The organism is Yoonia sp. R2-816 (assembly GCF_046762905.1).
GTDB lineage: Bacteria > Pseudomonadota > Alphaproteobacteria > Rhodobacterales > Rhodobacteraceae > Yoonia.
The window spans coordinates 128,627-152,508 of sequence record NZ_JBKQXN010000182.1; the positions used below are offsets into that span (position 1 = coordinate 128,627).

20 protein-coding genes, 1 pseudogene and 1 riboswitch are annotated in these 23,882 nt (G+C 58.2%); of the genes and pseudogenes, 4 read left to right on the forward strand and 17 right to left on the reverse strand.

What is annotated here, in order from left to right; all coding sequences use genetic code 11:
• Positions 1 to 8 precede the first annotated feature (8 nt).
• From gcvT to ACFWW2_RS08710, 9 genes are all read right to left on the reverse strand, one after another.
• A complete protein-coding gene (gcvT, locus tag ACFWW2_RS08670; protein WP_393927576.1) occupies positions 9 to 1,133 on the reverse strand; it encodes a glycine cleavage system aminomethyltransferase GcvT in 1,125 nt (374 codons plus the stop codon).
• Positions 1,134 to 1,295: 162 nt separating this feature from the next.
• Positions 1,296 to 1,381: riboswitch (glycine riboswitch) on the reverse strand.
• 18 nt (positions 1,382 to 1,399) lie between these two features.
• Positions 1,400 to 2,545, reverse strand: coding sequence for an iron-containing alcohol dehydrogenase (locus ACFWW2_RS08675; protein WP_393927577.1), 1,146 nt, complete (start codon positions 2,543 to 2,545; stop codon positions 1,400 to 1,402).
• Positions 2,546 to 2,548: 3 nt separating this feature from the next.
• Complete coding sequence (locus ACFWW2_RS08680; RefSeq protein ID WP_393927578.1) at positions 2,549 to 3,919, reverse strand: aldehyde dehydrogenase family protein; 1,371 nt, start codon at positions 3,917 to 3,919, stop codon at positions 2,549 to 2,551.
• Positions 3,916 to 4,293, reverse strand: a complete 378-nt coding sequence (locus ACFWW2_RS08685) for a VOC family protein (RefSeq protein ID WP_393927579.1) — start codon at positions 4,291 to 4,293, stop codon at positions 3,916 to 3,918. The genes ACFWW2_RS08680 and ACFWW2_RS08685 overlap by 4 nt, the downstream gene beginning before the upstream one ends.
• Positions 4,293 to 5,657 carry a glutamine synthetase family protein gene (locus tag ACFWW2_RS08690; RefSeq protein ID WP_393927580.1) on the reverse strand — a complete coding sequence of 455 codons (1,365 nt, stop codon included), beginning with the start codon at positions 5,655 to 5,657 and terminating at the stop codon, positions 4,293 to 4,295. Before ACFWW2_RS08690 ends, ACFWW2_RS08685 begins: the two co-directional genes overlap by 1 nt.
• Before the next feature lie 93 nt (positions 5,658 to 5,750).
• Positions 5,751 to 6,782 (reverse strand): TRAP transporter substrate-binding protein, encoded by a 1,032-nt coding sequence (locus tag ACFWW2_RS08695; RefSeq protein ID WP_393927581.1) that lies wholly within the window; start codon positions 6,780 to 6,782, stop codon positions 5,751 to 5,753.
• 46 nt (positions 6,783 to 6,828) lie between these two features.
• Positions 6,829 to 8,154: a TRAP transporter large permease subunit gene (locus ACFWW2_RS08700; protein WP_393927582.1), complete on the reverse strand. Its 1,326-nt coding sequence runs from the start codon at positions 8,152 to 8,154 to the stop codon at positions 6,829 to 6,831.
• Positions 8,154 to 8,711, reverse strand: coding sequence for a TRAP transporter small permease subunit (locus ACFWW2_RS08705; protein WP_393927760.1), 558 nt, complete (start codon positions 8,709 to 8,711; stop codon positions 8,154 to 8,156). The genes ACFWW2_RS08700 and ACFWW2_RS08705 overlap by 1 nt, the downstream gene beginning before the upstream one ends.
• Positions 8,711 to 9,490: an N-formylglutamate amidohydrolase gene (locus tag ACFWW2_RS08710; RefSeq protein WP_393927583.1), complete on the reverse strand. Its 780-nt coding sequence runs from the start codon at positions 9,488 to 9,490 to the stop codon at positions 8,711 to 8,713. The genes ACFWW2_RS08705 and ACFWW2_RS08710 overlap by 1 nt, the downstream gene beginning before the upstream one ends.
• Before the next feature lie 113 nt (positions 9,491 to 9,603).
• Here ACFWW2_RS08710 and ACFWW2_RS08715 point away from each other — a divergent pair, with 113 nt between their 5' ends.
• A complete protein-coding gene (locus tag ACFWW2_RS08715; protein ID WP_393927584.1) occupies positions 9,604 to 10,476 on the forward strand; it encodes a MurR/RpiR family transcriptional regulator in 873 nt (290 codons plus the stop codon).
• Between the two features lie 116 nt (positions 10,477 to 10,592).
• Here the strand turns inward: ACFWW2_RS08715 and ACFWW2_RS08720 are convergent, their stop codons facing one another.
• Positions 10,593 to 11,483, reverse strand: a complete 891-nt coding sequence (locus ACFWW2_RS08720; protein WP_393927585.1) for a hypothetical protein — start codon at positions 11,481 to 11,483, stop codon at positions 10,593 to 10,595.
• Between the two features lie 289 nt (positions 11,484 to 11,772).
• Between ACFWW2_RS08720 and ACFWW2_RS08725 the strand changes: the two genes are divergently transcribed.
• On the forward strand, positions 11,773 to 15,690 hold the full coding sequence (locus tag ACFWW2_RS08725; RefSeq protein WP_393927586.1) for an AAA family ATPase: 3,918 nt from the start codon (positions 11,773 to 11,775) through the stop codon (positions 15,688 to 15,690).
• 7 nt (positions 15,691 to 15,697) lie between these two features.
• Here ACFWW2_RS08725 and ACFWW2_RS08730 read toward each other — a convergent pair whose 3' ends face one another.
• The 6 genes from ACFWW2_RS08730 to ACFWW2_RS08755 all read right to left on the reverse strand — a co-directional run bounded on the left by ACFWW2_RS08730 (position 15,698) and on the right by ACFWW2_RS08755 (position 22,120).
• The gene (locus ACFWW2_RS08730) at positions 15,698 to 16,726 is read right to left on the reverse strand and encodes a 3-oxoacyl-ACP synthase III family protein (protein ID WP_393927587.1); all 1,029 of its coding nucleotides are present in this window, start codon (positions 16,724 to 16,726) and stop codon (positions 15,698 to 15,700) included.
• 3 nt (positions 16,727 to 16,729) lie between these two features.
• Positions 16,730 to 18,379 carry a flavin monoamine oxidase family protein gene (locus tag ACFWW2_RS08735; RefSeq protein WP_393927588.1) on the reverse strand — a complete coding sequence of 550 codons (1,650 nt, stop codon included), beginning with the start codon at positions 18,377 to 18,379 and terminating at the stop codon, positions 16,730 to 16,732.
• A gap of 1 nt (position 18,380) precedes the next feature.
• Positions 18,381 to 20,207 carry a thiamine pyrophosphate-binding protein gene (locus ACFWW2_RS08740; protein WP_393927762.1) on the reverse strand — a complete coding sequence of 609 codons (1,827 nt, stop codon included), beginning with the start codon at positions 20,205 to 20,207 and terminating at the stop codon, positions 18,381 to 18,383.
• 102 nt (positions 20,208 to 20,309) lie between these two features.
• Positions 20,310 to 20,984, reverse strand: coding sequence for a Crp/Fnr family transcriptional regulator (locus ACFWW2_RS08745; protein WP_393927589.1), 675 nt, complete (start codon positions 20,982 to 20,984; stop codon positions 20,310 to 20,312).
• Between the two features lie 461 nt (positions 20,985 to 21,445).
• A complete protein-coding gene (locus ACFWW2_RS08750; RefSeq protein ID WP_393927590.1) occupies positions 21,446 to 21,787 on the reverse strand; it encodes a phage holin family protein in 342 nt (113 codons plus the stop codon).
• Between the two features lie 3 nt (positions 21,788 to 21,790).
• Positions 21,791 to 22,120, reverse strand: coding sequence for a YqjD family protein (locus ACFWW2_RS08755; protein ID WP_393927591.1), 330 nt, complete (start codon positions 22,118 to 22,120; stop codon positions 21,791 to 21,793).
• Between the two features lie 161 nt (positions 22,121 to 22,281).
• Here ACFWW2_RS08755 and ACFWW2_RS08760 point away from each other — a divergent pair.
• A pseudogene (locus ACFWW2_RS08760) lies at positions 22,282 to 22,440 on the forward strand (DUF1328 domain-containing protein); the annotation flags it as partial.
• 40 nt (positions 22,441 to 22,480) lie between these two features.
• Complete coding sequence (locus tag ACFWW2_RS08765) at positions 22,481 to 22,978, forward strand: Dps family protein (protein WP_393927592.1); 498 nt, start codon at positions 22,481 to 22,483, stop codon at positions 22,976 to 22,978.
• 47 nt (positions 22,979 to 23,025) lie between these two features.
• Here the strand turns inward: ACFWW2_RS08765 and ACFWW2_RS08770 are convergent, their stop codons facing one another.
• The gene (locus tag ACFWW2_RS08770; RefSeq protein WP_393927593.1) at positions 23,026 to 23,835 is read right to left on the reverse strand and encodes a response regulator; all 810 of its coding nucleotides are present in this window, start codon (positions 23,833 to 23,835) and stop codon (positions 23,026 to 23,028) included.
• Positions 23,836 to 23,882: the final 47 nt, after the last annotated feature.

The following is a 23,882-nucleotide window of genomic DNA, read 5'->3' on the forward strand; positions in this document are numbered from 1 at the left end:
CCTTGGTCTTACCGTTTGAAATTGGCTGGTGTGAACGGCATTTTCGTCACGGTCAGCGGCAGGCGTTTGTCCCGCAACTCCCCGTAGACGGTCGCGCCGGGTGTGGCATTGGCGGTGGCGACATAGCCCATCGCAACAGGGCCGCCGACGGTCGGGCCGAACCCGCCCGAGGTGATCATGCCGATCTGTGCATCGCTGTCGGTGTCCGCGAAGAGCGGCACGCCCTCGCGCATCGGCGCGCGTCCTTCGGGCAGCAGGCCGACCCGTCTGCGCGCGACCCCTTCGGCCAGTTCTGAAAAGATCGCGTCGGCCCCCGGAAACCCGCCAGCGCGGTCGCCACCGGCGCGGCGCACCTTCTGGATGGCCCATGTCAGCGCGGCCTGGACCGGGGTCGTGCCGGTGTCGATATCGTGCCCGTAAAGGCACAGCCCGGCCTCGAGCCGGAGCGAGTCGCGCGCGCCCAGCCCGATGGGTTCAACATCCGGGTGCGCCAGCAGGGCGCGGGCCAGATCGGTGGCGTTTTCGTTCGGGACTGAAATCTCGAAGCCGTCTTCGCCGGTATAGCCTGACCGCGACACCCAGCATTCGACGCCATTCAGCGTCAGCGTGGCCACATCCATGAACGCCATCGCGGCCGCGGCAGGGTTGAGGGAGGACAACACCGCCGCGGCCGCCGGCCCCTGCAAGGCAAGCAGGGCGCGGTCCGTGATTTCGGTGACTGTGACATCCGGTTCCAGATGCGATTTCATATTTGCGATATCGGCGGCCTTGCACGCCGCATTGACCACGACGAAAACATGATCGCCCCGGTTTGCCAGCATCAGGTCATCCATGATCCCGCCGGTTTCATTGGTGAAGAAACCATAGCGTTGGCGGTTTTCATCAAGGCCAAGGATATCGACCGGGATCAGTTGTTCCAGCGCGCTGGCGGCTGACGCGTAATCGCGGCCTTTGACGATGACCTGGCCCATGTGGCTGACATCGAACAGCCCGGCCTTGGCGCGGGTATGCAGATGTTCCTTCATCACGCCAAGCGGATATTGCACGGGCATGTCGTAGCCCGCAAAGGGCACCATCTTGGCACCCAGTTCCAGATGCAGGTCATGCAGCGGTGTTTTCAACAAATCCGACATTGGCGGCCTCTTTTCTTCCCGCCGATCAGATAGTCATATCTTCCGGCACCACTTCGGCGCAAAGGTGTGCCCTTTACGCGTGATGCCCCCTCTGTCCATGTGCCTGAGATTGCTATCCCTTCGGCGGGCACCTCATGTTCCGTGCCACTCTCCAGAGTCTTCGTATCGGCGTCGGTCCTTGGGCCTGAGAGTTTCCGGGGCGGTTGCTCCTTCGGCACCAGATTGACTGGTTCTCCCGACGTCGATTTCGGCGTGATGCTGCCCTGTTACAGACAGGCAAGCAAGAGCTTTGTTGTGTTTTCCTTTGTCATCGTGACCGGATTTCCGCCGGTGCTGGGATCCTTGAGCGCGCCTGCGACGATGCGGTCGATATCGGGATTGGTGACGCCGATGCCGCCCAGCGTACGCGGAATGCCCAGCGATGCGTTCAGGTCATCGACATAGGCGCAGAACCCGTCGAACCCGTCTGCAATGCCCAGATAATCCGCCGCCCGTCCGATGATATCGTTGATCGCGGGTTTGTTGAATTGCAGCACGGCGGGCATGCAAACCGCGTTGGTAGTCCCGTGATGCGTGTGGTGGATGGCCCCGATGGGATGGGACAGGGCATGGATCGCCCCCAGCCCTTTCTGGAAGGCGGTTGCCCCCATGGCGGCGGCGGACATCATATGCGCGCGCGCCTCGATATCGGTGCCGTCGGCGTAGGCGCGAGGCAGATATTCCTTGACCAGCCGCATCCCTTCCAGCGCGATGCCTTGTGACATGGGGTGGTAGTGGGGGGAACAATACGCCTCAACACAATGGGCAAAGGCATCAAGGCCCGTGCCTGCGGTGATGAACCCGGGCATCCCGACGGTCAGTTCCGGGTCGCAGATCACGACGCTGGGCAGGAATTTGGGGTGGAAGATGATCTTTTTCTCTTCCGTTTCGGAATTGGTGATCACCGATGCGCGCCCGACCTCCGACCCGGTGCCGGCGGTGGTGGGCACTGCGACGATGGGCGCGATGGCGTCCGCATCCGCACGTGTCCACCAGTCGCCGATGTCTTCGAAATCCCACAGCGGGCGGGTCTGACCGGCCAGGAACGCCACCAGCTTGCCAAGGTCGAGGCCAGAGCCACCGCCAAAGGCAACCACCCCGTCATGCCCGCCTTCCTTGAAGGCTTGCACCCCTGCGGCGGCGTTCTTTTCATTGGGGTTAGGGTCCACATCGGCAAAGATCGCACGGCCAAGCCCTGCGGCCTCAAGCAGATCAAGCGTGCGGGTTGTGATCTCCATCCCGGCCAGTCCGTGATCGGTGACCAGCAACGGTTTCTTGATCCCGGCGGCGGCACAGGCATCGGCGATTTCGGCGATGCGCCCGGCGCCGAAGCGGACGGAGGTTGGGTAGGACCAGTTAGCGGTAAGCGACATGATTTATGCCTTCTTGAGGTGGTAGGATTTCGGACGTGTCAGGTTGTGATAACCGATGATGGACAGACCGCCACCGCGCCCGGTGTCCTTGCAGCCGGTCCAGCACAGACCGGGATCAAGGTAATCGGCGCGGTTCATGAAGACGGTGCCGGTTTCGATCTGATCGCCAATCGCCTCGGCCCTTGCGACATCGTTTGTCCAGACCGATGCGGTCAGCCCATAGGGGCTGTCGTTCATCAGGCGGATCGCTTCGGCGTCGTCTTTCACCGGCATGATGCCGACCACGGGGCCGAAACTTTCTTCGCGCATGACGCGCATGTCGTGGGTCACGTTTGTCAGGATTTGCGGCATGAGGTATGCGCCGCCATCCTGCGGGAAGCGGGCAGGGTCGATATGGGCGGTGGCCCCGGCGGCGATAGCCTCTGCCCTCTGGGCGCGAACCGCATCGGCAAAGCGCACATGCGCCATCGGTCCCAAGGTGGTTTCGGGGTCGAGCGGGTTGCCGAGGACGTAGCCATTCACGATCTCGATCGCCTTGGCCACGAAGGCATCGAAATGCTGCTCGGCCACATAAATGCGCTCAATCCCGCAGCAGCATTGGCCGGAGTTGAACATCGCCCCGTCGATCAGGGTATCGACCGCCGCGTCGAGGTCGGCATCGTCGCAGACATAGCCGGGATCCTTGCCGCCCAGTTCCAGCCCGATGCCGGTAAAGGTCCCGGCGGCTGCCTGTTCAATCGCTTGCCCGCCGCTGACGGAACCGGTGAAATTCACGAAGCCGAATGACTTGGCGGCGATCAGGTCGGATGTTGTCTGGTGGTCCAGAAACACGTTCTGGAATACGTCCGCTGGCACGCCCGCGTCGTGGAACGCCTGCGCCATGCGTTCACCAACCAGCGGGGTTTGCGAGGCGTGTTTCAGCATGACCGTGTTGCCTGCGATCAGGGCGGGGGCGACCGTGTTGATCGCGGTCATGTAAGGGTAGTTCCACGGGGCCACGACCAGAACGACGCCGTGCGGCACCCGTTTGATAACGCGCCTGAAATGCTCGCTATCCTCAATGGTGATATCGGCCAGCGCGTCGTCCGCGATCCGCGCCATATAGGTGGCGCGTTCGTTGAACCCGCCAAATTCACCGCCATAGCGGATCGGGCGGCCCATCTGGTGGGCTAGTTCAGGCACGATGTCGTCGTTCATTTCACCAACGCGGGCGACACCCGCCTGCACCAGTGAGACCCGTTCGGACAGAGGCCGCGCCGCCCATGCCGATTGCGCGGCTTTGGCGCGCGCGGCGGCGGCTTGCGCGGCATCGGCGCTGAGCGTCGGCCGTTCCGCGTGAACCGAGCCGTCAATGGGGGAGATGCAGGTGATCATGATGGCTCCTTAGGGATTGGTTGACCAAAAACCAGCATCAGCGCCTCATAAACGACCACGAATTCGCGTTGACCATAAGATGTATCTGCAGGCGGTTGATGATGCGTTTCGGGCAGCTTGGAAAGAGCGGGCAACAGTGTTTCATGTAGCGCGTCCACATCTTCGACATCGATGTAATAGCCTTGCTGTCGCGCCGCGTCGTTCATGTCACCGCGCGCCATGATCAGGCGGATTGTGGCACCATCCCGGCGCAGATAGGCAAAGCCGTCAAAGGCCGCCACAAGTTCAAAACCCAATACATCCTGAAAAAATGCGGTTGCCGCCGGAACATCGGTGACAGGCGCAAGCGGGGTCAGGTCGATCAGTCTGGTCATTATGCCCGCTCGAACCCCCTTGCGATTTCCCAGTCGGTGACGACGCGGTCAAATTCTTCCTGCTCCCATTCGGCGCAGCGGGTGTAATGGTCGATCACATCGTCGCCCATTGCCTCGCGCAGGAACGCCGAATTGCGCAAAGTCTCTGTCGCGGCGCGCAAGGTCTGGGGGATATCCGCCGCCTTGGCGTCTTCGTAAACGTCGCCTTTGGTGGGTGGAGCTAGGTCCATCCTATCCTCGATCCCCTTGATGCCGGCTGCCAGCATGGCCGCCTGAGCCAGATAGGGGTTCAGGTCGGACCCGCCGATGCGGCATTCGACGCGCACGCCCTTGGTGCCATCACCACAGAGGCGAAAACCGGCGGTACGGTTATCGACGGACCAGACGGTTTTGGTGGGCGCAAAGGTGCCTTTGGCGAACCGTTTGTAGCTATTGATGTAGGGGGCCAGAAAGAAGGTGTAATCGGGGGCATAGGCGATCAGTCCGGCCATGTAGTGTTTCATCAGGTCGGACATGCCCAGATCAGCGTCGGCGTCATAGAATGCCGGTTCCCCGTCCTTCCAGAGCGACTGATGCACGTGGGATGAACTGCCGACTTTGTCGTGGTGCCATTTCGGCAGGAATGTCGCGGCGTGACCGTGCGCCCATGCGATTTCCTTGATCGCGTTCTTGGCGATGCTGTGATGGTCGGCGCAGTCAAGGGCCGGGGCGTAGCGGATGTTCAACTCTTCCTGCCCTGTCTCGGCCTCGCCCTTGGTGTTTTCAATAGGCAGACCGGCAGCGAACAGTTGATTGCGGATCGGGCGCATCACATGTTCTTCCTTGGTGGTCTGCAGAATGTGGTAGTCTTCGTTGTAACCGCTGATCGGCATCAGATCGCGAAAGCCATCCTTGCGGATCTCGTCAAAGGATTTTTCGAACAGGAAGAACTCAAGTTCGGTCGCCATCATGGCATCAAAGCCCATGTCCTTGAGCCGTGCGACCTGCTTTTTCAGGACGGCGCGGGGATCGTGTGGCACGGGTGCGTGGGTGTGGTGATCAAGGATATCGCAGAGCACCATCGCGGTGCCCTCCAGCCACGGCGTGAGCCGAAGGGTGCTCAGGTCCGGGGCCATGATGTAATCGCCATAGCCCTTTTGCCAGCTTGTGGCGGCATAACCATCAGGCGTCGCCATCTCCAGATCGGTGGCCAGCAGGTAGTTGCAGCAATGGGTTTCCTTGAACGAGGTTTCGACAAAGTTGGCGGCGTGAAACCGTTTGCCCATCAGGCGCCCTTGCATATCCACAAAGCAGGTCAGAACGGTGTCGATACTGCCATCGCTGACACGGGCTTTGAGATCGTCGAAGGTCAGGTTACCGGGCATGAGACTATCCTTTGTCGAAATGGCGCTCCGGGCTTGACCCGGGACACCTGCGTGGGGTCTGGTTGAGGTCCCGGGTCAAGCCCGGGACGCCGGTCAGGTGTAGCGGTAAGGCCGTCCTGCCTTTTCCATATCCGCGTTGTACTGTTTGAAGATATCGACGACCTTGCGCTTGGTGTCGCTTTCGGCGGCGATTTCTTCCCAGAATTCGCGTGCCGCAGCCTCGACCGTGGCCCATTCCGCATCGGGGATCGTGGTCAGTTCCAGCTTGGTGCCGTTCACACGCAGGTTCGCCTCGCCACCCCAATACCAGTGCTGGCGGTAGTAATGCGATTGTTCGCAGCAGACCTGGAACAGGGTTTGCAGGTCTTCGGGCAGTTCGTTCCAGCGGTCCATGTTTGCAAAGAAATGCCCGATCCACGCGCCCGAGATGTTGTTGGTCAGGAAGTAGTTGGTCACGTCCGCCCAGCCGACGGTGTAATCCTCGGTGATGCCCGACCATGCGATGCCGTCCAACTCGCCCGTCTGGACCGCGACCTCGATATCCTCCCATGGCAGGTTGACCGGCACGACACCGAATTGCGCCAGGAACCGGCCTGCGGTGGGGAAGGTGAAGATGCGCTTGCCTTCCAGATCGGCCAGCGACCGGATCGGGTCCTTGGTGGCGAAATGACAAGGGTCCCAGGCACCGGCGCTGATATGCTTGACGCCGACAGCGGCGTATTCTTCGGCCCAGATTTCGTTCAACCCATACTGGTTGAACAGCACCGGCACGTCGAGCGAGTAGCGCGAACCGAAGGGGAAGTAGCCGCCGAATACGGTGACTTCGGTGGGTGATGCCATGCTGTCATCATCCGATTGCACCGCGTCGATGGTGCCCCGCTGCAGCGCTTGAAACAGCTCACCCGTGGGCACCAGTTGGTCGGCATAAAAAAGTTCGATCTGCATCCGGTCGCCTGCGATCTTGTTGAACATGGCGATGGCGGGGTCGATCACCTCGGCCGCGAGGGCGGCACCTGCATAGGTCTGCATCCGCCATGTGATCGTGCTTTGCGCGAGCGCCGGGGCGGCCAGCGTGGCCGGGGCGGCTATGGCGGCCCCTTTGATAAACTTGCGTCGTGTCGTCATCACTTTTCTCCTTGTTGGGTTATGCCGGGTTGGCCCGGTCTGTTTTTCATTTTCCGTAAACGTAGCCGGGCAGCCATGTGGCAAGTCCCGGAAAGATCATCACCAGTGCCAGCGCGAACACCATCACCAGCACGAAGGGCGTGATGGAGGCGTAGATGTCGCGCAGCGCAATTTCCGGCGGGGCCATGGCCCGCATCAGGAACAGGTTATAGCCGAAAGGCGGGGTCATATAGGCGATCTGTGTCGTGATCGTATAAAGGATACCGTACCAGATCAGATCAAACCCCAGCGCGCCGACCAGCGGCACATATAACGGGGCGACGATGACCAGCATCGCGGTGTCATCCAGGAACGTGCCCATCAGGATAAAGCTGAGCTGCATCAGGATCAGGATCATCCATGGGCTGAGGTTGAGTTGTTCGGTGAACAGGCTTTCGATGGCCTTGACCGCGCCCAGCCCGTCGAACACCGCGCCAAATGCCAGTGCGGCCAGGATGATCCACATGAACATGCAGGTGATGCCCAGCGTGTTGCGGACCGAGTTTTCAAAGACCTCGCGCGTCATCCGCCCTTTGACGATTGCCGCGACCAATGCCGCCAATGCGCCAATGGCGGAGCTTTCGACCAGCGACGTCCAGCCGTTGACGAACGGCACCATCATCACCGCAAAGATCACCAGCGGGAGCAGACCCGCCCGCAGCAGCCGCAGCTTTTCCGCGCGGGGCATGGCCCGATCCTCTGCGCTGAGAGCGGGGCCAAGGGCCGGGTTGATCCGGCAGCGGATCGCGATGTAGGCGATGAAAAGCGCGGCCATCATCAGCCCTGGAATGACCCCGGCCAGCCAAAGCTGGCCAACGGGTTGCCGCGCGATCATCGCATAAAGCACCAGCACGACAGATGGCGGCACAAGGATACCGAGGCTTGACCCGGCCTGAATGACCCCGGTCACCATCCTTTTGTCATATCCGCGTTTGAGCAGTTCCGGCAGGGCGATGGTCGCCCCGATGGCCATGCCCGCCACGCTCAGCCCGTTCATCGCGGAAATCAGCACCATCAACCCGATGGTCCCGATCGCCAGCCCGCCGCGCAGGCCGCCCATCCAGACATGGAACATGCGGTAAAGATCATCGGCGATTTTGCTTTCCGACAGCACGTAGCCCATGAAAATGAACATCGGCAGGGTCAGCAGCGGATACCATTTCATCAGCTTCATCGCCGCTGAAAAACCGATATCGTGGCCGCCATTGTCGCCCCACAACAGCAATGCAGCGACAACCGCCACAAAACCGATGGCCCCGAACACCCGCTGCCCTGTCAGCAGCATCAGCATCATGGTGGAAAACATCAGGGTCGCGATCACTTCATACGACATCAGATCGTTTCACCCTTCAGGCGCAGCACATCCTTGAACAGTTCCGACAGGCATTGCAGGATCATCAGGAAAAAGCCCACGATCATCACGGTCTTGATCGGCCACATATAAGGCCGCCATGCGGAGGAAGAGCGTTCCATGCGCCCGATCTCCTCACTCCCGGTGATAAGGCCCGCGAAGAACGAAAACGGTTCAGTTTTCCAGTAGCCCAGCGAATAGGCGGTCGACCCGACCGCGCCATAAAGCAGGACACACAAATAGAAGATCAGGAACAGAACAGTGACCAGATCGAACCACGCCTTGCGCCGCACCGACCAGCCGCCATAAAGCAGGTCCATCCGTACGTTCGACCCAAGCTGGATCGAATAGGGCCCTCCCAGAATGTAATAGGCGACCATGGCGAACTGCGCCATTTCCAGCGTCCAGAGCGAGGGCAAAAAAAACGTCTTGCTGATCGACGACCACAGCAGGATGCCCATCAGGACAAACACGCCATACATCATGATCCGCCCGACGCGATAATTCACGGCGTCAACCGCCGTGATATAGCCATGCATCAGGCGACGCACTGCACAGACCCCGCCGCATTTGTTCTGCCAAAGGCATCGGCGATCCAGCCTGCAAGCATGTCCGCCATTGCGACCTGTTGTGTATGGGTGCGGATCAAATCATTGCGGATTTCCAGCATGACATTCAGATGGTTCCCGGGCAGGGCGTGTTCCCTGAGCGTATGGGTCACCCCATGCGCGGGGCCGTAGGGTTCGTTGCGGCGCAGATCGGCGCTGGTATGGTCGGCGGCACAGGCCAGCATCGCGTCGGCCAACCGAGCGTCGCTATCATGCACGACCCCAATTTCCACTTTGCGGGCCTCGCCGTGATAGGTAGGGGTGAAGCTGTGCAAAGTCACGATTACCGGGTTCGGCGTCTGTGCGACGGTTTTCGACAGACAGTCCCGAAACGGGGCATAATAGGTCGCGACCCGCATCGCCTTATCCTCCGGCGACAGGTTTTGATTGCCTGGAATGACATGAACCTCACTTTTTTCCGGCATCGCATCGGGTGCATCGGGCGGTCGGTTACAGTCATAAACCAACCGCGATAGGACGCCCGCGATCAATGTGGCGTCCAGCTTGTGCGACAGGTGTTCGGCGACAGCCATAGCGCCCGGATCCCAGGCAACATGACTTTGCAGGACATCGCCGGACAGGCCCAGATCGAAAAATATTGATGGTATGTAATGGGTTGCATGCTCGCACACCAGAATAGTCGAGGATGCCCCCTGTGGGTTGATCGGCGCGACCGGTCTTGCATTCTGACTTGCGACATCGTGATTCATTGCGACCCCCAAACACAAATTGCTTGCGCCCGGCGGTTTTTGTCAACAGAATTGTGAAAAATTTATCACAACAGAACTAGTCTGGTAATTTTTCGATCAAACGAAAGGCGGTCATGCCTGACGCAACGCTGACAATCTCGGATCGTATCCAGCAAAAGCTGGATGATCTGACACGGGCAGAGCGGCAGTTGGCGCATTCGATCCTTGAAAACTACCCCGCCTCTGGCCTTGGGCCACTGGCCGCACTGGCCCGTGACGCGCAGGTGTCCGTCCCGACTGTGGCCCGCATGGTGCAAAAGCTGGGCTTCAAAGGTTACCCCGAATTTCAGGCCGAACTCCGCGAGGAATTGCGTGCCAAGGCCAAAAGCCCGATCGCCAAGCACGATACATGGGCTGATGGCGCGCCGTCCGGCCATATGCTCAACCGGTTCACCGACGCCGTGATCGACAATATCCGGCACACGCTGGGCCAGATCAATCCAGCCGCTTTTGATGAGGCATGTGATCTGGTGGCAGACAAGGCGCGGCATCTGTACATCGTCGGCGGGCGCATCACGCATACGATGGCCGAATATCTGTTTTTGCATATGCAGGTGATCCGGCCGAACCTGACCCATATCCAATCCACATCCAATACCTGGCCGCATCACCTGCTGGATATCAGCGAAGAGGATGTGGTCGTGGTTTTCGATGTGCGCCGTTACGAAAACAACACCCTGAAGCTGGCCGAGATGGCCCATGCCAAGGGCGCGAAGCTGATCCTGTTTACCGATCAATGGCGGTCACCGATCCATCAATTGGCCGATATCAGCATTAGCAGCCGCATCGTCGTTCCCTCCGCATGGGATTCCGCAGCAACAACCTTGTTGCTGGTCGAAACCATGATCTCGACCGTGCAGAACCTGAACTGGGATGAAACCAAGGCGCGGATGGAAGAACTGGAGGATATGTTCGACCAGACGAAACTGTTCCGGAAGTTTACCTGAGCGGCGGTTCGCGTAGGTCCCGATTACGCAAGGATGCCGCTCTCAATCATCTACGCAAGCCGCTGTCGACCCAACGCCGAAAAGATCGAACGGAAAACTTCTTAGAAGCTCACACCTCACCGCGGTGCGATGTCTGGCGGGCGATGCCGCAGATCTGCCAGCAGGCCGTCGCGACGCGATGCAAAGTCTTTGGGCTGCGGGTCTTCTCGCCAGCTCCAGGACGGAGGTCTTTCAAACGGGCGCGGGCTGACAGCGTCCAAACCATGATCCATAAAAGCCTGCAGGATTGCGAGCGATGACAGATTGAAATGTTCCGAGCCCCACACAGGATTGTCCGCTGTTGGTACCGGAATGCGCCAGACGAAGCGGCCTTCATCCCAAAGCAACCAGTGCAATCCGTTGCCCCTGATATGGAGTGTCACCTGCTCCCACGGCGCTACAAGAACGCGCCCTTTGCGCCAGGTGAAGACGGCACGCGTATCCCGGTCAAACCAAATCAGCGCATGCCTTGGCGTCAAAAGGACCCAGCCCAATGCGAGACCAGCAATCAATAGAAATACACAAGCCAAGCCCGCCCGAATGATAAGATTTTCTGGCCCATTGGCGACAATGGTCCGTCTGTAGTGCAAATACTCAACATAGGTCAGAGCCTTGTCGGGATAGACATATCGCAGTGTCGTTTCGCTGGTTTCACTGATGGTTCTGACCACATCCTGCTCGCCAAATCGCAACAACATGTCATCAAGATCGGCGACCCATTCAATCTGGGCCTGTCGATAGGCCTGTCGTTCAGCCTGAAAAAACCAAAGTGGAACGAGCAACAACGCAATTGCCATCGGCAGAACCAGCAGAAAGCGCCCCTTTTGCATGCTGTCCTGCGTCGATAAAAACTGCGCATCTCCCGACACAAAGGGTCTAGGTGCCAGCTGGGTCGGATCAGGCGCGATGCGCCGCAGATCGCCGGCCTTGCTGGAAAGACGAATGGGGACGCTTTGATTTGATGACATTCCAAGGCCCGGCGCGATTTGAACATGTATGGTAATGTCAGACCGCGCTCATCGGGTCGAGAGTGGCAGGCCAGATTGATGTGGACCGGAAGGTATTCTCACAGGTCGCTAATAGCTTGGTTTCAAAAGGCAATTGGCAAAGAAGGGCTGTCTATACTGCCAAGCGGAACTAAACGGTCGTGGGCACTCCCTCACAAAACCAGTAGCAAGCCCTTGATTGCTTGCCAATCAAGCCTCACAAACCATTGCGTGGGAGAATTTCCCAAAATGCCAGCCGAGAGTGCATGAAATGCCTGAATCACGCGAACAGAGCTTTCTACAGGCGCTGAGCTTTCTTTCGCCCGAATTGCGCAGGGCGCTGGCGGCTGCCCCGGATGGTACAGGATGCGGGGCTTTGCCGCGTCGCCAGGTGGCGCTGCTTTGGTGCGATATCTCGGGCTTTTCCCGCCACACGGCGGAGTTTCTGTCAGCTGGCGCCGAAGGCGTTGACCGCCTGCATCGTGAAATCGATACGCATTACGACAAACTGATCGAGACCATCCTGTCGCATGGTGGCGAACCGGTTACTTTTGTGGGGGACGGGCTGCTTTCGGTATGGCCGGTCGAAGCCGGCGGGATGGCCGCCGCCGTCGAAAGCGCAATCGGGACGGCCTGCGCGCTTGTCCGGTCGCGGGCAAATGGTGACGCGCGGTTCAATCTCAATCACCATGTTTCGTGTGGCGAGTTCCAGACAGTGGAGCTTGGCGGTCGGCATGGCCGGTGGCTCTCGACCTCAGTGGGATCGGCGCTCAAGGAGCTGGAGCGCATTGCAGATATCAAGGCACCCAACGAGGTTGTTCTGACGGCTGAAGCCGCCACATTTTGTGCACTTGAGGCGGTCTCTGCACCGATGGGTCGCTACGGGGCCCGAAGGCTCCTGCGTCCTCAAGCTTCGAGGCGGCTGGGCAAGACATCACTTGCAGTCCCACCGCCCGCCGCCTGGAACGCGGCCCTCGCACGCATGCCGCGATTTGCTGCAGGTTGGATTGAAACAGTTGGCCTGAAATATCTGGCTGAACTGCGTCCGGTGACCTCAGTCAGCGTTGTCTTGCATGGTTTTGATCAAAGTGCGGTTGGTGGGGCCAATCGGCTGAACGAGGTTGTGCAGAGTATTCAGGACATCGTGCATCGTCGCGACGGGTATGTGGCAGAGGTGACTGTGGATGAAAAAGGCGTGTCCGTCCTGATCACGTTTGGCACGCCGCCTGATGCGCATTCCGACGATCCACTGCGCAGCGTTCTATCGGGCCGCGAGATCCTCGAGGCGTTGTCGCAACGGGGGTTGCGATCCAGTGTGGGGGTTGCAACGGGGCGAATGCTCTGTTGCATCGTCGGCAACGCGGATCGTCGCTGTGATCTGGTCTTGGGCGATGCGTTGATCCGGTCCACGCGATTGGCGACCACCACGCAAAGCGGAATGCTTGTCGACGAGACAACGATGCAGGCCACGCGGAATATGATGTCCTACGGGGCAGAGCCGTTGATGCTGCTGTTCAAGGGTGCATCACGAGAAGCGCCTGCGTGGGCACCGCAGCTTGATCAGCAATATGCAAGAGCCTCTGAGGAGATTTCAGGAAGAGATCGCGAAATTGCCAAATTGCTGGATTGTTGGAACCAACGCGCCGGAGACGACATCCGTCATGTTGTGATTGAAGGTGAGTCCGGGTTGGGCAAGACCAGCCTTGCGCTACAACTGAGGGATATCGTCACCCTGAGCGGTGGTCAGTTCAAGTTCGAAGCGGCCTCTGCCATTGAGCAGGACGCACCGTTCAGCGCATTGCGGCGTTTGGTGATGGAAAGCCTGGATGTTCTGCCCCTGATGTCCGCAGAGGCGCGTCAAAAGGCAATTATGGCCAAACTGCCAGAACGGCTGCGCGCGGCTGCACCGTTTCTGAACGCTGTGTTCCCCAGCGGGCTTGAAGAAACAGAATTTACGGCCACCTTAACCGGTCAGGCGCGCGCCGAACACATTCAGGGCTTCGTGGTGGACTTGCTGTTTGACGCATTTGCAGGACAACCGACCTGCCTGTGTGTTGATGACGCGCAATGGCTGGATACTGAGACGCATCACGTGCTCGCGCGGTTGGCGAAATCTGCACCGGATTTGATGATTGTCATTCTGGCACAGCCAAAGCAGACCGGCAGTTGGTCCGCGTTTGCCGATGATGCCGGTTTTACCCATCTGAGCCTTGGCCCCCTGTCTCAAGACGGCCTGTTGCAATTGATTGTTCGGAACCTTGGATGCGACAGCGTTGATCAAGGCCTTCTTGAGCAGATCAGCGTGCAGACTGAGTGTCACCCATTCTACACCGCTGAGGTATTACGGAACCTGATGGCGGCTGATGCTGTCGTTATCAGCAATGGTCAGGCATCGCTGGCCCGCGCCGATGCGTTGGCCACGGCGGCATTGCCTGACACGGTTCATGGGATGGTCCTGCAAAGGCTCGACAAGTTGGAACCGAGCGATCAACTGTCGCTCAGGGTCGCGTCCGTCGCTGGTCTGAGCTTTCCGACAAAACTGGTGTGTGCGCTGGATCCGTTGGAGCGTTCTGCCAAAGACATGTCGCAGCAATTGGACCACCAGGTGACACAAGGGTTCCTGCGTGTCCAAAACGCACAGAACAGTCCCGGCTTTGCGTTCTCTCACGGGATCGTTCGCGAGGTTGCCCATAGCCAACTGCCCCGGGCCCAAAGCCGCCGGTTACACGCAAAGGCCGCAGAATGGATCGAACGCCACTCCGGGGAAGACCGCGCAAGCCGATTATTGGAGCTTGCACACCACTGGATGGAAGCAGGGCTGCGCCCGCGTGCTGTTTCTTGCCTTGTGGAAGAAGCATTGCGTCTTTTCAGCCAGGGTTTTGCCGTCGATGCGGTTCAGGTTGGTTTGCGCGCAATGCGTGTTGCTGGCGTGGATGTACCTGAGGGTCCCGAAGCCCTGAACGAGGCGACGCAGCGCAACATGGCCGTTGTTGCGGAACTGACCGAAGGCCGGCATCCGACCGAGCTTCTTACCAAAATGCGGCAACCGCCAGCTGATCTGTTGCTGAAGTTTCAAACCATATTGTCCACGGCCCCGTTTGCCTTTCAATCCAACCAGTTTCCGGTTTTTGCATGGGCATCTTCGGCAGCGATGCGCCTTGTGATGGAGAATGTCGCAGGCCCGCCGCATGCATTTTCGATGTATTCCATCGTGCAGTCCCTGTTGACCGGCGACAGGGCGGCCGGTGCGGCCTGGTCGCGCGCAGCCCTTGATCTGGATGCGGCAACGGAAGGGAATGCCCTACCTGCCGCGGCCTTTATTGATATGTGGTTTCATGGTCATTGGCGCGATCCGCTGCAAGAAAGCGTTGAAACCAACCGTATCGCGGTCGAACGCGCTTTGGCCGATAACGACCTGCAATATGCCAGCTACAACATTGCCGGGGGCGTCATCCTGAAGGCGGCGTTGGGCTATCCCTTGGCTGATGTCATCTCGCAGGGCGCGCAAGCCTTGCAGCACCCGTTGCATCGAAACGCGCTGGTGCATGTCCATCTGGAAATGCAGTTTGCACGCGCGCTGCGCGGCGAAACGCATGATTTGCTGTCATTGTCTGACGAGAAACTCAACGAGGACAAAGACATCGGCTGGGTCACCGAAACCGAGTTTGCCAATCAGATCGGTTTCTACCTTGCCACGCGGGCGCGCTTGCATCGCCATGCTGGCGATTGGATAGGTGCGTTGGACTGGTACGAGCGCGTCCTGCCCGTCCGCCCAGCGATCGCCGGTCAGATGATCGAATTTGACCTTGTTCTGCATGCCGTGCTGGCGCGTTTGGGCCAAGTATTGGCCGATCCTGCCGTTTTGGATGCGCAGCGCAGCGCAATTGAAGCTGAGCTATCACAGCTGACCGATTGGAGCGCTATTCACCCGCAAAACTTTGGGGCGAAGGCCGAGATGGCCAATCTGGTGTGGGCTGGTATTGAGGGTGATGCCGGTGCCGCTGACGGCCTCGCCACACTTGCCCGGGCGGGCGATACACAGCATTGGTTGCAGGATCGCGCCCTTGCCTTTGAATACGCGGCGCGACTGCAGCCTGACACCGGTCGGGTCAATGACGCCATTCAGGCCTATAAAAACTGGGGTGCGTTGGCCGTGGCCCAACGGTTTGCAGAGCGCGGGTTGAACTAACCACCCTTCAACCGTTGCGCCGCATCAGCATGGCGCTGGCATGCATATCCGGGCCAAGGCATAGGATAACGACCCAATCCTGCGTGAACTCGGGCGAGTTTTGCATGCCCCAGGACAGATTGAACAGGACACTGCATTGCACGATGTTGGCATATTGCTTGATCGTCTGGACGTAACAGCCCGGTTTGATGACACTCGTCCAGTGTTCCATCAGTTTGGTGCTGGCCTGATGGGTCAAAAGGCAGACATCCTTTGCCTCAAGCCGATTGCGTTTGAGCAATGCGGTCACGGCCTCGGGCGATTTGTTAACGCCAAACTCCGTAAATCCTTCGATGCCTTTTTGCGTGATGTGGAAATAGGCGTGCGAATACTCTGCCGCCTCGGCCCTGCTGAACTGCGAGCGTGCATCTGCAAAACCTTCGGTAATCACATCCGACGCCATATACATGGAACCGTAATAGGACGTATCGGCGATGGTGATCTGGTCGACGAACTCCCATTTCGATCCATTGTCAGATGGCCCGATCACACAGGCGGCAGCGCCATCAGCAGCTGAAATGGATTGCGGTGTCTTGTAGTCAACATAGCGGGTCCAGTTGTCACCCAACGCAACCAGAATGTATGTCGCCCGTCCAGCACGGATCAGCGCATCCGCCATCATCATGCTGGCATTGAATTGCGAAAAACTGTTTTGCAGTGGCAAGGGCCAGGCCCGGGACGGCAGACCAAGGCGCTGATGCAAATCGCTGATCGTATTCGGTGTGCGATAGTCGCCCACTGACCCGTCACCCAGCAACAGATCAATCTGATCAGGGCGTATCCCTGCATGATCCAGGGCAAGCTTTGCCGCCGGTAGCATGATGTCGATCATCTTTTCGCCATCAGACAGCACGTGCCGTTTTTCATAGCCGGCAAACAGTTCCGATCCTGCCGGGTCATTTTCCTTCAGCCAGTCAAAAATCGGATCATCATTCAACCTGATTTTCCCCGGAACAGTGTGACCCGTTCCCAGGATACGCGGTACAAATCTACTCATTCACTATCCCTGTTCTTGCAACCAGCCTGGGCTGTCCATACCAAGCTTACCCAACGCGATTTCAGAAGTCTGGAACGCCCCCTCGACCCAGGTTTGCACGGTCGAATAGGCTTCGCCAACAATGAATGCATTCACGCCGTCAACCGGCTGCGGCATCTTCTCGACCACCTCCCAGGATTTATAGCCCGGGTTCCAGAAATGCACGGCACCGCCATAAGGCGCATTCATCCAGTCCATGAAGGCCGCATCAATCGGGAACGGCGCACTGGCGACCCGGTGCATTTCCATCAACTGACGATGCATTTCGACCACCATTTCGTGTGGCGCCTTATGGTCCTCCCAATTCTTGCGCCGCCGTTCGCCCAAATGGTCCTTGGGCGTGATCCATTCATCATGCCGGCTTTCAAACGGTCTGGCCCCGAACCCGCTCTGTGCGGCATCCCGCGGCCCCAAAGGCCCGATCTGATACCCACCCCAGAAACTGGAACTGGCCTGATCGTTATAGGCCATGATTGCGGAATAGCTGTCGTCATTGGTGGACCAGTAATAGCACTGGCGCACCGGAATATCGGTCAGTGACCGGCCCTCCTTCAGCCCACACTGTTCCTTCCACCATGGCGTTTCATAAATCAGGAACAGCTTGTAGAGCGGGATACCTTCGACGGCATGCAGCAGCTGCTGGACCTCGGGTGCCCGTTCAGGATCAAGCACGGGGCCCGTCCGGCGCAGTCCCTGGATTGCGGCCTGCGGCATCGCCAGCACAATGGCGCGGGCCTCTACATCTTCGCCGTCTTCAAACCGCAGACGCATAGCGGTCTTGCCGTCGTCCATTTCAAAATCGTCAAAACTGTCGAGCACGCGTTCCATGTGGATATGCCCTGACTTCTGGAACTGGTTGGCCAATTCCCATAGCATCGCCTCGAACCCGTCATCGAACAGGTAGTATTTTGTATCGGGTGTGAAGTCGAAATTCTCTGCGATGATATCAACGGCATTGGCATTGGCCCCCAATACATCATAGCCGATCGTGGTGATCGCCAATTGGCGGCCTTCATGGCTCAGATGGCGCGACAGCAGGTTCCAGAAACCAATGTCATAAAGATCGCGCCCCCCGACCTTGGCCTTGCGCAGAAACGCCTCCAACTCATCCGGTTTCATGCCGTTTATCTCAGGAAATTCCTGATAGACGGCCCAGAAAATCAGCTCTGCCGGTGATTGCGTGGCCGCCGACTTGACCACAGCTTTTTCTACGTCGGTCAGATTATAGGGAAGCTTTGCCTCGGGCTTGTTTAGGTTGGACTGAATGAAATGCCTGCGCCGCAGCCAGGCGTAGTTATCCGGCGCATCAACGACCTGCTCATGATGGGCGATGCCCAGCTTGTGCACAAGATCGCGGACCAGCGGCTGATTGTTCAAAAACCGCATGCCCCCAATTTCCATTGGCGTATCTGGCATGCTGGACGGGGATGCTGACAAAAGACGCCCGCCGATCCGATCAGACCCTTCGAAAATGGCGATATTCAGCGGGCCCTCACCACCAATCTGGGCGCGGATCTTCCTCAATTCACGCTCTGTCGCACGGGCAAGTCGCCAGGCGGTATAGACGCCGGATGCACCGCCGCCGACAATGGCGAAATCAAGAATATCAGACATCTCACGCTCCTCTTGTGGTCATTCTGCGCGCTTCTTCTTTGGTCGGCACGTAAAGCGGGTTGTAATAGGGTGGCTCTGCATCCCGATTGATCTGGGCCACGATCACCTGCGGCTTCTTGTCGGCATCCGCCTTTTTGACAGCTTTCTTGAGCGCGGCCTTGAATTCTTTCGGGCTTTTAACGGTATAGGCATCAGCACCAAGGCCCGTTGCATAGCCAGCCAGATCCGGTGTGCCGAGCGAGAACATGTCTCTCCAGTCTTCAATATCGCCGCCCTTGAAATGCTCCATTCCCTGACTGACCATCGACAGGTCATCATCATGCAGGACGACCCAGATCGCCCCGACACCATTGCGCTGCGCTGTCGAAATCTCGGCGCCTTGCATCATGAACGCCCCGTCGCCGGTGAAGGCCACGCAGGTCGTATCCGGCCGGGCGATCTTGGCCCCGATCACCGCACCGGACGCAAAACCCATCGGACCCATATCCAGGGCCGAATGCACCTCAAAGCCCGGCCTGGAGACCAAATAATGGGCGGCCCAACCGACGCAGTTGCCCGCATCCAGCATCATGATCGTGTTGTCGGCTGGCAGCACCTCCTGCATGACGCGGCACAGGGCCGCAGGCTGCAACGGGGCGGCCGTTGAATTGTATTCTTCGTCCGAAAAGAATGGCGAATGATCCGCCTTGATCTGGGCGACCTTGGCCTTGCGCTCGGACACCTCATCCGGCGGCGGTGGGGCTTCGCCTGACAGCTTCGCCAACGCGTTGATAAAGGCACCCGCCTCGCCCACAATCCCAAGATCGACCGGGAAATCACGGGCGATCATGCGCTGGCTGGCGTCAAGTTGGACCAGCGGGCCTTTGGGTATCAGCATCGGGTTCCATTTATTGGTCGCCAGTTCACCAAGGCCCGATCCGATCACGACAAGCGCGTCATATGGAGGGTCCTTTTGGTTCATCCAATAATAGGGCCACATGCAGTTCGCGATCCCGAACATCCGCAGCGAAAGCGGATGATCTTCGGGAAAAATGCCCTTGCCGTCCGCCGTTGTAATGACCGGAATGCCCCGTGCCTCCACAAAGCGGGTAAAGGCATCCAGCGTTGCCTTGTTGCGCAGCGCCTCGCGGCAGCCATTGCCAAGCATGATCAATGGCCGCTTGGCGGCTGCCAGAATTTCCAGCGTGCGTTCGACCTTGCGCAAAGGCGCCTCCGATGGGGCGCTGCGGTATCTGGATGGGCTGTCCGGCATTGTCACCGGTTCCGGGGCTTTGCCTTTCTGGGGCAGCTTGGTCGCCGGTTGCCCGGTGACATCGACGGGCAATGACAAATGTGCCGCATGACGTGGCACATCCATGGCTGTGCGCAATCCGGCCTCGATCAGACGCTGCGCGCTGATGCCGGATGACAGAATGGTCGAGGACGCACAGGCGCCGCTAAAAATCTGGTTAACGTCAAGCTTACCGTCGATGCCTTCCTGCAGATAACCCATGCCGGCATAGGCCTCGGCAATCTCGCCCGTCAGCGCGAGCAGGGCGGACCCACCAGCCTCGGCATTCATCACGCCAGTGACTGCGTTTGTCGCACCGGGACCCGTGGTCACCATGACCACGCCCAGCTTGCCAGTTGCGCGATGATAGCCGTCAGCCATATAGGCCGCGCCTGTTTCCTGCCGGCAGACAACGTAGTCTATCGTGCCGCGCTGGTGATAGAATTCATCCAGCATTTCGATCAGGCCGCCGCCGGGCACGCCGAACACGTGGGTGACACCTTCCAGTTTCAAATAATCGATTAAAACCTGCGCGACATTCGGAATTTTTTTTGGCATCACTCTCCGCCCAATGTGATTTTTCTAATCACTTTCAATATGGCGCTGGTTTTCAGCCGTGTGTCAATCCTGTGTGGGTGAGCTCACAAAGCCAGTATTGGCTCAAAGAATGGGGCGGGTCGCGGCATCAAGGTCTGACAACAATCCCACTTCGGCTAACTCCTCGAGGTTATTGACACGCAAGATGCCATCTGACCAAATCGCCAACTGTCTGTCCTTCAGACGCGCCAAAGTCTTGTTGGTATGGACGAGCGACAGGCCCAAAGCGTCTGCAAGATCCTGCTGCTTATAAGGAAACTTCATTTCGCCCTCATGCTCCACCCCAAGCGCCCGAGCGCGGATGATGATGCGTGCAAGCGCCCACGCGACCGATTGCAACGCATTGCGCTGCCCCAGCGTAGCGAGCGCATCCCCCAAAAAATGCTCCTCAACCGCTGCGAGCCATGTCAGTGAGTAGGCGCGTGTGGGACTTTCCTTGAAGAATGACCACAAAGCCGACCGGTCAAAAACGCAGAGCGTCATTCGTGTTGTGGCCTCAACGGAATGCCCCATCTCGCCCATCACACTAGCCTGAAGCCCGATGAAATCGCCGGGAAATATCAAACCGACGACCTGCCGTTTGCCATTGGGCAGCAGCTTGTACCGCAATCCCATACCGTAGAGCGCTGTATAAAGCTGTGGGCTGTTGGACCCTTCCATCAAGATGGGCGTGCCAGCGTCGACAACCAGTTCACCCACTTTGAAACGCTCCATGAACCGCACCTCGTCAGCTGACATTTTTTCAAAAATGTCGCGACGGCGCAGGGGGCAATTAATGCACTTCGTAGCCACTTTCTTATCCTTCCTATGTCATAGATTAATGCAGCACCCGCGTTTGGCTACTATTCATTGTCACGGTGGTCAGCGGGGTAACGCAATGGACCAGACGTTTTTCGTCGTCGAGACCGACCCCGTGATCAGCATGGATCTGGTAGGCTTGCTAGACACCAGTTTTCCGGGGACAAGCATAAATGTTCTACCGACAGTCGACGATGCTGTCGTGGTTGCTGGCAGCGTGAGCGGATCAGTCTGCATCCTGATCGCTGGCATGCATTACAACAACCGGCAAGCGGTGCCGTTGGCGACCATCGCAAATAATGGGGGAAAAGTCATTTTCATCGGGCGCGCCCACGACATAGGAGCGCCCGCACGGTTTGTTGATTACCCCTTCACCAGCGATATGGTGCTGGATGCGATATCTAATGACGCGTTTGGTTCGCCTCCGCCCCAGCCTGTAAGCCGTACATAAAAGCTTGCACAATCGGCGGTGCATCACTTGGTGGTGTTGGCTGTTCGACATGTGGAGCTTTCGGCTGCTCCTGCGAAGGAGACGAAGCCGCCACGCCAAAGATGACCAGACCAACACCCAAATACGCGCAGCCGATGACAATGGCTGCAATCTGCGCGTCCAAAGCTGTAGCCAGTGCAATCCATGCTGCTACCGTCATGAAAGCAACACCAACACTGCACAGTAACAGGCCTCCGGTATAGAGGCCTGCGCGCTTGGCGGTGCGTGTCACTTTCTTTTCAATCCCAAACATGGATTAGTTCCGGCGGCCCATATAGCCGACAAGAAAGCCGATACCGGCTGCAATGCCCAATGCCGTGGCGGGCTGATCACGAATAAAGTCGTTCGCCTGACCTTGCAGTTGTGCCGCCTGACCCCGTGCAGCCTCTGCCGTTGCGGACGCGCGATCGCGCAACTCCGCTGCTTTGGCCTTTGCAGCGTCGGTTGCTTCGGCACCCTTGGCCTTGCCGATATCCGCAATCGTTTGGGTCAACGAACTGATGTCGTCGCGCAGAACCTCAATCTGATCTGTCAGATCGGCTGTAGTTACATCTTTTGAACGTCCATTTACTGCCTTGGTGGCCATCTTGGTCTCCTTTTCAAATCGTGTCTGCATACCCAACACCGATCCGTAAAATCCGTTCCAATCGTGCTGGAAAAAAATGGAACGGATTGCTGCTACCAGCGGTTGAAATGCCAGATAGCGTGGCTGATGCCTCGCCAAACAAACTGAAAAGGAGCAGTCCAATGCTGTACTATGCGGCCTTATTTTTCATCGTGGCGCTGGTCGCCGCAGTCTTTGGTTTCGGTGGGGTGGCATCGGCCTCGGTCGGCATCGCCCAGATCCTGTTTTTCGTCTTCATCGTGTTGTTTGTCCTTACGCTGATCGTGCGAGCCGTGCGCGGACAAGAACTGAAGATCACCACTCACCAAGAAGGAGAATACGATGACAAATGCACTTAATGTTGTGCCGAATGAGCAGGAAATTTCCTCTGGCGTGCGCGCACCGGCGGCCGTAGCCGAGGCGTTGGCAGATGTGCTCGCCGACACCTACCAATTGACGTTCAAAACCCATGCCATTCACTGGAATGTCGAAGGACCATTGTTCTTTTCGATCCACCAGCTGACCGAAACGCAATACGAAGACATGTTCGCCGCCGCGGATACGATCGCGGAACGGATCCGTGCTATTGGTCAGATGGCGCCGATGTCCATGAAAGATATCATTGAAAAGTCCGTCATCGAAGACGCGACAACCACGATGTCGGCGGGCGAAATGTGTGAACAACTGGCGCAGGACCACGAACGTGTGGCGCACCGGTTACACGCGTTGATCAAGCTCGCAGAAGAGCATAACGATCCGGTCACTGAGGATATGGCGACGGCCCGGTCGGCATTTCACCAACAGGCCGCATGGATGCTGAAAGCCATCACCGCACAATGAACAACTGAGGCCCGCAGCGATCTGGCTGCGGGCCCTTTTGTGAGCAGTTAAGCTTTCAATGTAGCGGTTGACGCAAAAAACATGGCCTGGCTGACGGCCGATTGCACCTGCGCTTCCTGAAACGGTTTAGAGATCAGAAATGCGGGCTCTGGCCTGTCACCAGTCAGCAGGCGTTCCGGGAAAGCGGTGATGAAGATCACCGGAACATCCATGGTTTGAAGCAAGTCGTTCACCGCATCAATACCTGAGGAGTTGTCGGCAAGCTGGATATCGGCGAGGATCAAATCGGCGCTCTCATCGTTACCCAAACTGATCGCTTCTTTGTGGGTGCGCGCCACGCCGGTCACCCGATGACCCAACCCTTCGACAATGGCTGTCAGATCGGCGGCTATAATGGGCTCGTCTTCGATAATCATGACGTTGCCCTTGATACTGCCTGCCAGTTCTTCGTTGGCCGCGGAAATCAAACGTCGCACTTCGTCGACATCGGTCTGCATGATGGTGGCGATGTGGTTCAGGCTGAATTCTTCGATGGTCCGCAACAACAATGCCTCGCGTGAGTTTGCCGTCAGTTTGGCAAGAAGGCCCTGCGCCCGACCGCGCAGCCCATCTTCCGGTTCGGATAGCGCCTGACCCGAAGAGGTCCAGATCGCATGAAAACACTTGAACAGATTGACCTTGATCGGGTCATCGTTTTCAAAGGGCGACCGGTCTTTTAGGATCAATTCCAGCGTTGCGACTGTATATTTGTCACCACGCGATTGCGACCCGGTCAGAGCCCTTGTATAGCGGCGCAGATACGGCAATTGTTCAGCGATGAGATCCGAGAAATTTGCATCCGCAGTCGTGTTATTCATTTTTTTGACCTTTTTTCATTTTACTTGGAACCAAACACTGACACGTC

Coding starts and splice junctions, on each gene's coding strand:
- ACFWW2_RS08685 (WP_393927579.1), bottom strand. CDS start 4,293: ATGACCAGACTGATCGACCTGACCCCGCTTGCGCCTGTCACCGATGTT.
- gcvT (WP_393927576.1), bottom strand. CDS start 1,133: ATGTCGGATTTGTTGAAAACACCGCTGCATGACCTGCATCTGGAACTG.
- ACFWW2_RS08730 (WP_393927587.1), bottom strand. CDS start 16,726: ATGAGTAGATTTGTACCGCGTATCCTGGGAACGGGTCACACTGTTCCG.
- ACFWW2_RS08715 (WP_393927584.1), top strand. CDS start 9,604: ATGCCTGACGCAACGCTGACAATCTCGGATCGTATCCAGCAAAAGCTG.
- ACFWW2_RS08705 (WP_393927760.1), bottom strand. CDS start 8,711: ATGCATGGCTATATCACGGCGGTTGACGCCGTGAATTATCGCGTCGGG.
- ACFWW2_RS08745 (WP_393927589.1), bottom strand. CDS start 20,984: ATGTCAGCTGACGAGGTGCGGTTCATGGAGCGTTTCAAAGTGGGTGAA.
- ACFWW2_RS08770 (WP_393927593.1), bottom strand. CDS start 23,835: ATGAATAACACGACTGCGGATGCAAATTTCTCGGATCTCATCGCTGAA.
- ACFWW2_RS08700 (WP_393927582.1), bottom strand. CDS start 8,154: ATGTCGTATGAAGTGATCGCGACCCTGATGTTTTCCACCATGATGCTG.
- ACFWW2_RS08750 (WP_393927590.1), bottom strand. CDS start 21,787: ATGTTTGGGATTGAAAAGAAAGTGACACGCACCGCCAAGCGCGCAGGC.
- ACFWW2_RS08735 (WP_393927588.1), bottom strand. CDS start 18,379: ATGTCTGATATTCTTGATTTCGCCATTGTCGGCGGCGGTGCATCCGGC.
- ACFWW2_RS08725 (WP_393927586.1), top strand. CDS start 11,773: ATGCCTGAATCACGCGAACAGAGCTTTCTACAGGCGCTGAGCTTTCTT.
- ACFWW2_RS08740 (WP_393927762.1), bottom strand. CDS start 20,207: ATGCCAAAAAAAATTCCGAATGTCGCGCAGGTTTTAATCGATTATTTG.
- ACFWW2_RS08680 (WP_393927578.1), bottom strand. CDS start 3,919: ATGATCACCTGCATCTCCCCCATTGACGGCTCGGTTCACGCGGAACGG.
- ACFWW2_RS08695 (WP_393927581.1), bottom strand. CDS start 6,782: ATGACGACACGACGCAAGTTTATCAAAGGGGCCGCCATAGCCGCCCCG.
- ACFWW2_RS08720 (WP_393927585.1), bottom strand. CDS start 11,483: ATGTCATCAAATCAAAGCGTCCCCATTCGTCTTTCCAGCAAGGCCGGC.
- ACFWW2_RS08765 (WP_393927592.1), top strand. CDS start 22,481: ATGACAAATGCACTTAATGTTGTGCCGAATGAGCAGGAAATTTCCTCT.
- ACFWW2_RS08690 (WP_393927580.1), bottom strand. CDS start 5,657: ATGCCCGGTAACCTGACCTTCGACGATCTCAAAGCCCGTGTCAGCGAT.
- ACFWW2_RS08755 (WP_393927591.1), bottom strand. CDS start 22,120: ATGGCCACCAAGGCAGTAAATGGACGTTCAAAAGATGTAACTACAGCC.
- ACFWW2_RS08710 (WP_393927583.1), bottom strand. CDS start 9,490: ATGAATCACGATGTCGCAAGTCAGAATGCAAGACCGGTCGCGCCGATC.
- ACFWW2_RS08675 (WP_393927577.1), bottom strand. CDS start 2,545: ATGTCGCTTACCGCTAACTGGTCCTACCCAACCTCCGTCCGCTTCGGC.